This window comes from Methanoregula sp. (assembly GCF_002835825.1).
Classification (GTDB): domain Archaea; phylum Halobacteriota; class Methanomicrobia; order Methanomicrobiales; family Methanospirillaceae; genus Methanoregula.
On sequence record NZ_PIZH01000089.1, the window covers coordinates 1 to 6864 of the forward strand.

A 6864-nucleotide genomic window follows, 5' to 3' on the forward strand; every position below is an offset into this window, starting at 1 on the left:
GAACAACCACGATTGCATGCAGACAAAGATCCGTCTCGATGAGGAGCAGATGCCCAAACGGTGGTACAATGTCCAGGCTGACCTGCCCACCCCCCTCGACCCGCCGCTCCATCCGGCCACGCACAAGCCGGTGGGGCCTGAGGACCTCAAAGCTATCTTCCCGATGGAACTGATCCGGCAGGAAGTGACCACGGACCGGTATATCGATATCCCGGGAGAGGTGCAGGACGTGCTCCGGCTCTGGAGACCAAGCCCCCTGTACCGTGCGTTCCGGCTGGAGAAGTTCCTCAAGACCCCGGCAAAGATCTATTACAAGTGGGAGGGTGTCAGCCCGGCCGGGAGCCACAAAACCAACACCTCCGTCCCGCAGGCCTACTATAACATGAAGGCCGGGATTGAGCGGATTGCAACCGAGACCGGCGCCGGGCAGTGGGGTTCCGCCCTGGCGTTCGCCACCATGCTCTATGACCTGGAGTGCACGATCTACATGGTGAGGTCGAGCTACACGCAGAAGCCCTACCGCAAGTCGATGATGAATGTCTGGGGAGCGGAGTGCATCCCGAGCCCGAGCACGAAAACGAAGTCGGGCGCGGCAGTTCTCGAGAAAGACCCGGATACTCCTGGCGCACTTGGCATAGCGATCTCCGAAGCAGTCGAAGACGCGGCAACCCATGACAACACCAACTATGCGCTCGGCTCGGTGCTCAACCATGTCTGCCTCCACCAGACGATCATCGGCCAGGAGTGCCGCGAGCAGCTCGCCATGGTTGATGATTATCCCGATGTTGTGATTGGCTGCGTTGGCGGCGGGTCGAACTTCGCCGGGATCGGGTTCCCGTTTGCAGGCGACAAGATGACCGGGAAGCACAAGGATGTCGATATCATCGGGGTCGAACCCGCCTCATGCCCGACCCTGACAAAAGGTGCCTATATGTATGACTTTGGCGATGTGGCGGGCCTGACGCCGCTGTTGAAGATGTTCACGCTCGGCCATGACTTCGTACCGCCGTCTATCCATGCCGGGGGTCTCCGCTATCATGGGGATTCCCCGATTGTATCCCGCCTGGTTCACGATGGCGTGATGCGGGCGGTCTCCTGCCACCAGAGCGAGGCCTTCGAGGCAGGTCAGACATTCTCGCGCACGGAAGGGCTCATCGTTGCACCGGAGACATCGCATGCGGTGAGGTGTGCCATCGATGAAGCCCTGAAATGCAGGAAGACCGGCGAGGAGAAGACGATCCTCTTCAACTGCTCCGGGCATGGCAACTTCGATATGTCAGCCTACGATGCGTACTATGCCGGCCAGCTGGTTGATTATGAATACCCGGACGAACTGATCAAAGAGGCGATCGGCCGGATCCCCAAGATTCAATAACCTCTGCACCATCACCTTTTTTCATGAAACGGATTGGCTTCATCGTCAACCCGGTTGCCGGCATGGGTGGGTCGGTGGGGCTGAAGGGCACCGACGGGAACGTAGAGGAGGCAAAGCGGCGCGGGGCCGTACCGCATGCCGGTGAGCGGGCGCAGAGGGCGCTTGAGAAGCTCAGAATGGCAAAGAACCTCTGTTATCTTACCTGTGCCGGTGAAATGGGGGAATCCGCTCTTGCTGCCGCGGGCTTAGAGAACTACGAAATCGTGTACACGCCGGCGGACGACACGTCCGCGGATGACACCCGTGCTGCGGCAAGGGCAATTCTTGGAAAAGGCGTTGATCTCATCTTTTTCTGCGGGGGGGATGGGACAGCCCGCGACATCTTTTCAGTTGCCGGCCGGGATGTACCCATGCTCGGGATCCCGGCGGGTGTGAAGATGTACTCCGGGGTTTTTGCCGTAAACCCCGACGCTGCCGCGGAACTCGTTATAGGACTGGACAAGGCAGCCCTGCGGGACTCCGAGGTCATGGACGTAGACGAAGATGCCTACCGGGCAGGGACGCTGGACACGCGGCTGTTCGGTATTGCCCGGACTCCCGTGATCCGGGGAATGGTTGCGGTCTCAAAACAGGTGTACGAACAGCCGGACGAGGAACGGATAAAAGCAGAGATCGCCCAGTTCATGCAGGAAGTGATGCTGCCGGGGGCGCTGTACATCATCGGGGCAGGGACGACAACGGAAGCGATCGTGCGCTACTTAGGGCACAAAAAGACCCTGCTTGGTGTGGATGTGCTGAAGAACGGCAGGCTCGTTGCAGTGGATGCGGACGAGCAGACCCTCCTACGGCTCACCGACCGGGAAAAAGATGTGCGCATCATCATCAGCCCCATCGGGGCACAGGGCTTCATCCTGGGCAGGGGCAACCAGCAGATCAGCCCCGCGATTGTACGACGGGCGGGCATCGGGCACGTTATCGTGGTCGCAACACCGCACAAGCTGCAGGATACCCCTGAGCTGCTGGTGGATTCCGGGGATCCGGAACTTGACCGTGAGTTCGGGGACTCGATCCAGGTCATCTGCGGGTACCGGATCGCGCAGCGGAAGATGGTACGGCAGCCTAGTCCAGTCAAATAAAAAAGGTTAGGAATTCTGTGGGGCCTTGGGCGGCAGGAGCATCGTCCATGCGATGATGAACCCGATCGCAGCAAGAACGAGAACATACGGGAATACTCCCAGGTAGGATCCGGTTGTTGTCTTGATGAACCCGGCGAGCTGCGGGCCGGCAATGGCACCAGCACCATACGCAAGGAAGACAATGCCGTAACACCGCGGGTAATCCGATGTCCCGAAGAAAAACCCGGTACTTGCAGGAGCAATTGCGAGCCATCCGCCCAGGCACCCCCAGAGCAGGACAAATGCGACGATGTACGTCAGTTCTCCGGGGAACTGCCAGAGGACTAATGCTGCTGCTCCTATCAGGACAAACGAGAGCAATGCAGCATTTCTCGGGGTGAACCGGTCGGTGACTGCCCCGAAGATTGGGCGGCCGAATCCGTTAAAGATGGCAAATACTCCTACCAGGAGGACTGCCAGACCCGCTTCGATGCCGATGTCAGTTCCCACGGGTTTTGCAATCGAGATTGCCATCAGTCCTGCAAGACAGCCGATGAAGTAGCAGAGCCAGAGCCCGTAAAACGAACGGGATCGGAGCATCTGGTCGCGTCGGAATTCACAGGATGCGGTGGCTCCTGCGACCGGCGCGGTCCATCCCCCAGGAGCCCAGCCTTGTGGAGGGAACTTCAGCGGCAGGGCAAGGAGGACGGTCAGGACAACGAACGCAAGCCCGAAAATCCGGAACGTTGTCATGACACCGTACGTCGCGATCAGCCAGCTCGCTATGTTTGCAGTAAAGAACGCAGAGAACCCGAATCCAAGGACAGTGAGGCCAACTGCAAGCCCCCGCTTGTCCGGGAACCACCTGGCTGCTACTGCGACCGGGACGCCATACGCGATCCCGACCCCGATTCCGCCGATCACGCCATACACAACATACAGCATGGGAACGGATGTGGCAAAAGATGCCAGCAGCCAGCCGAGTCCTGTCAACACTCCCCCCGCAATCGTCACGTTCCGCGGGCCATACCTTTCAATGTATTTACCGGTGAACGGCATGGCGATCGCAAAGAATGCAAGGAATACCGAGAACGGCAGCAGGACATCGCCTGCGGTAACGCTCTGGCCCAGTTCATTTATGAAGTACTCCGTCAGCGGTGCAACGAATACGCTCCATGAATAGATTGTGCCCAGGCAGAGGTTGATGACAAGACCTAACAGGACCAGCACCCACCTGCCGCGCCCGGGCTCTATTCCCAGTATTCTCTCTTCGGATGTTTTTCCCATATGAATCGCCTGAAATCAGTCCTGGTTTTTGTTTGTTCCGGGATCTCTGGTTGCTGGAGGATTATTCCTCCAGCGTCGAGACATCGCCTGGGTCCATGCCCATCTCTTTTGCTTTTAAAACCCGGCGCATGATCTTTCCGCTCCGCGTCTTGGGCAGCTTATCCACGAAGTCGATCTCGTGGGGCATGGCGATGGGCCCAAGCGTTGTCCGGACATGGTGCAGGAGGTCCTGTTTGAGCCGGTCGCTGGGCGTGTTTCCTACCCGGAGGATGACAAAGGCCTTGATCGAGTTCCCTTTTACGACATCGGGTTTCCCGATGACCGCAGCCTCGGCAACGGCGTGGTGGGAGACGAGTGCGCTCTCGACCTCGGCGGTCCCGATGTTGTGCCCGGCAACGATGATGATGTCGTCCGACCTCCCGAGGATCATGATGTACCCGTCCTTGCCCTTGACAGCAAGGTCGCCAACCGTGTATACTCCGGGAAGGGTCTCCCAGTACTTGCGGTAGCGCTCGTCATCTTTATAGACCGTGCGCAGCATAGCCGGCCATGGCGATTTGATGACCAGGAGGCCACCGGTGCCGGGTTTGACGGATTTGCCTTCCTTGTCCACGACATCCGCTTCTACCCCCGGGATGGGTTTTCCGGCAAATCCCGGGTGCATGGTTTCGCCGATCATGGTGGTGATCATGTGCATGCCGGTCTCGGTCTGCCACCAGGTGTCGAGGATGGGTGTCTTCGACTTGCCGATGACCCGGTAATACCACTCGAATGCCTCGGGGTTCAGGGGTTCACCGACAGATCCGATGATGCGCAACGAGCTCAGGTCATACTTGTTCGGCCAGGACTCTCCCATCTTCATGAACATCCGGATTGCGGTAGGTGCGGTGTAGAAGATGGTGATCTTCTGCTCTTCAACCAGGTTCCAGTAGCTGCCGGCATCCGGGTAATCGGGGGTCAGCTCCGTGATGAACACGGTTGCGCCGACTGCGAGCGGGCCGTATATGATGTAGCTGTGGCCGGTGATCCAGCCAGGGTCCGCCGTGCACCAGTACGTGTCGTTGTCCTTGATGTCGAAGATGTACTTGCTCGTGTAGTAGGTGCCGACCATGTACCCGCCGCAGGTGTGGACGATTCCCTTGGGTTTACCGGTGGATCCGCTCGTATACAGGATGAAGAACGGGTCCTCGGCATCCATCTCCTCGGGAGTGCAGACGTCGGACATCCCGTCCATCATCTCGTAGAAGTCCAGTTCCTTCTCGTGGAGGTCGACCTGGGGCTCACGGCGCCGGAGAACGACGACATTCTCGACTGTCGGAGCGTTGATGATCGCTTCGTCCACGATCGCCTTGAGCTGGATTGCCTTCCCCCTCCGGATGCTGATATCGGCGGTGATGATGACCTTTGCATCTGCGTCCTTGATCCGCATATTCAGGGCAGCCGCGCCAAATCCCCCGAACACGACGCTGTGGACTGCACCGATACGGGCGCAGGCCAGCATGGCAATGACCTGCTCGGGAACCAGTGGCATGTAGATGCAGACGGTATCGCCTTTCTTCACGCCGATCTTTTTTAAGGCATTGGCAAACCGTGCAACCTGTGAGAGGAGTTTCTGGTAAGTGAAGATCCTCTCCCGGCCCTCTTCGCCCTTCCAGATCAGGGCGACTTTGTTGCGCCGGGTATCATTGACATGGCGGTCAAGGCAGTTCGCCGAGATGTTCAGCCTGGCGTTGGTGAACCACTTTGCGTACGGGTAGTTCCATTCCTTTACCTTGTCCCATGGCTTAATCCAGTCAAGCTCTTTTGCCATCTTCTCCCAGAAGGCATCGGGATTTGCCAGAAACGCATCGTACTCTTTCTGGTAATCTCCCATCCATGCTCTTTTTCGGTACTGTGGGTCGGGGGTGTACGATTTCACATCCTCGACAAGCCTGACATCAAAATCTTCAGTCATGGTCCACCTATTCTACATTATTAATCATGACTAACATTCTATTTATATCTTGTCGAATTTCCGTTCGACGAAAGCCGATTTACCGGGATCCGTAAATCCACGGCCAAAAAAGGCTGACGGAGCGTGTATACGAAGGGTTATCTGGTCGGATTTTTCAATATAAGATCGATGCTGAAAAAATTCAAGGGATGTGTACTGGGCGCTGCTATCGGCGATGCGCTTGGCATGCCCAATGAAAGTGCATCCCCCAACCTGAACAAGATGCAGTACGGGTACCGCCGCCCGTACAAGGGCCACCCCAATGAAGGGCTGAACGCGGGGCAGTATACTGATGATACCCAGCTGATGATCCTTGTCGGGACGCTTCTTGCAGACCGGAAATACACCGAGGACCGGTACGCCAGTGCCCTCAGGGAACTCTATATCCGTGGAGCCCTCCGGTTCCCGGACGGGTCCATCTCTGCTGCGTGCGAACGGATGGCAAAGGAGAATGTCCCGCAAAAAGGCGTCAAGTCAACGACCTCGGGCTGCCTTGCCGCGGGAGTCCCCTTTGCCCTCAGTTTCCCGGATATGAACGAGGCCTGCGAACGGGCGGTCCGGGCCTGCAATATCACCCATTCCCACCCGGCAGCCCATGCTGCCATCTCCACGTTCGTCACCCTCCTCTACCATGCACTCAATGAATCGCCGGATCCCGTGGAGCGAGCTGTCCAGAAAGCTCTTGCGGAAGACGAGGTCCTTGGCGGAAAGATCCGGATTGCCCTAAACCTGGAGCGTGACGGTATGGAGACCGAGACCGCCCTTTTAAAGATCGGGAACGATGTTTCGGTATACCAGACCCTCCCCATCGCGTTCTTCCTTATCAAGCGGTACACCCACCCCCCCGACCTCCTGACCGTTTCCGCCAATACTGGTGGAAATACCGATACCATCGCCCTCATTTGCGGCGCATACCTCGGTGCAGCAAAAGGTATGGACGCGTTTCCGGAAGACCTTATCAAAGCCCTTGGGGACCCCGACCGTATCGAGCTCCTCGTGCAGCGGCCCCATATGCCCTAGACGCCCAAACCGGCCGCTTGACTTCCGCAGTCCCTCCCTTTTCCCCATCACGCAAAAACCGATGTAAAACCAAA

The 6864-nt window shown here is 57.9% G+C and carries 5 protein-coding genes; 3 read left to right on the forward strand and 2 right to left on the reverse strand.

Going from position 1 to position 6864, the window contains the following annotated elements; genetic code table 11:
- Nucleotides 1–16 precede the first annotated feature (16 nt).
- Both CW742_RS04815 and CW742_RS04820 read left to right on the forward strand, forming a co-directional pair.
- Nucleotides 17–1375 carry a TrpB-like pyridoxal phosphate-dependent enzyme gene (locus CW742_RS04815; protein ID WP_292417250.1) on the forward strand — a complete coding sequence of 453 codons (1359 nt, stop codon included), beginning with the start codon at nucleotides 17–19 and terminating at the stop codon, nucleotides 1373–1375.
- Nucleotides 1376–1398: 23 nt separating this feature from the next.
- Nucleotides 1399–2511 carry an ATP-NAD kinase family protein gene (locus CW742_RS04820; protein WP_292417240.1) on the forward strand — a complete coding sequence of 371 codons (1113 nt, stop codon included), beginning with the start codon at nucleotides 1399–1401 and terminating at the stop codon, nucleotides 2509–2511.
- Between the two features lie 6 nt (nucleotides 2512–2517).
- Here the strand turns inward: CW742_RS04820 and CW742_RS04825 are convergent, their stop codons facing one another.
- Both CW742_RS04825 and acs read right to left on the reverse strand, forming a co-directional pair.
- On the reverse strand, nucleotides 2518–3777 hold the full coding sequence (locus tag CW742_RS04825) for an OFA family MFS transporter (protein ID WP_292417242.1): 1260 nt from the start codon (nucleotides 3775–3777) through the stop codon (nucleotides 2518–2520).
- A 61-nt stretch (nucleotides 3778–3838) separates the two neighbouring features.
- Nucleotides 3839–5731: an acetate--CoA ligase gene (gene acs / locus CW742_RS04830; protein WP_292417244.1), complete on the reverse strand. Its 1893-nt coding sequence runs from the start codon at nucleotides 5729–5731 to the stop codon at nucleotides 3839–3841.
- 168 nt (nucleotides 5732–5899) lie between these two features.
- On the opposite strand from acs, the gene CW742_RS04835 reads away from it, so the two are divergent.
- Nucleotides 5900–6790 carry an ADP-ribosylglycohydrolase family protein gene (locus tag CW742_RS04835; protein WP_292417247.1) on the forward strand — a complete coding sequence of 297 codons (891 nt, stop codon included), beginning with the start codon at nucleotides 5900–5902 and terminating at the stop codon, nucleotides 6788–6790.
- Nucleotides 6791–6864 lie beyond the last annotated feature (74 nt).

Excerpts from the sequence above, each read along its gene's own strand:
- CW742_RS04815 (WP_292417250.1), top strand. The coding sequence starts at position 17 with ATGCAGACAAAGATCCGTCTCGATGAGGAGCAGATGCCCAAACGGTGG.
- CW742_RS04820 (WP_292417240.1), top strand. The coding sequence starts at position 1,399 with ATGAAACGGATTGGCTTCATCGTCAACCCGGTTGCCGGCATGGGTGGG.
- CW742_RS04825 (WP_292417242.1), bottom strand. The coding sequence starts at position 3,777 with ATGGGAAAAACATCCGAAGAGAGAATACTGGGAATAGAGCCCGGGCGC.
- acs (WP_292417244.1), bottom strand. The coding sequence starts at position 5,731 with ATGACTGAAGATTTTGATGTCAGGCTTGTCGAGGATGTGAAATCGTAC.
- CW742_RS04835 (WP_292417247.1), top strand. The coding sequence starts at position 5,900 with ATGCTGAAAAAATTCAAGGGATGTGTACTGGGCGCTGCTATCGGCGAT.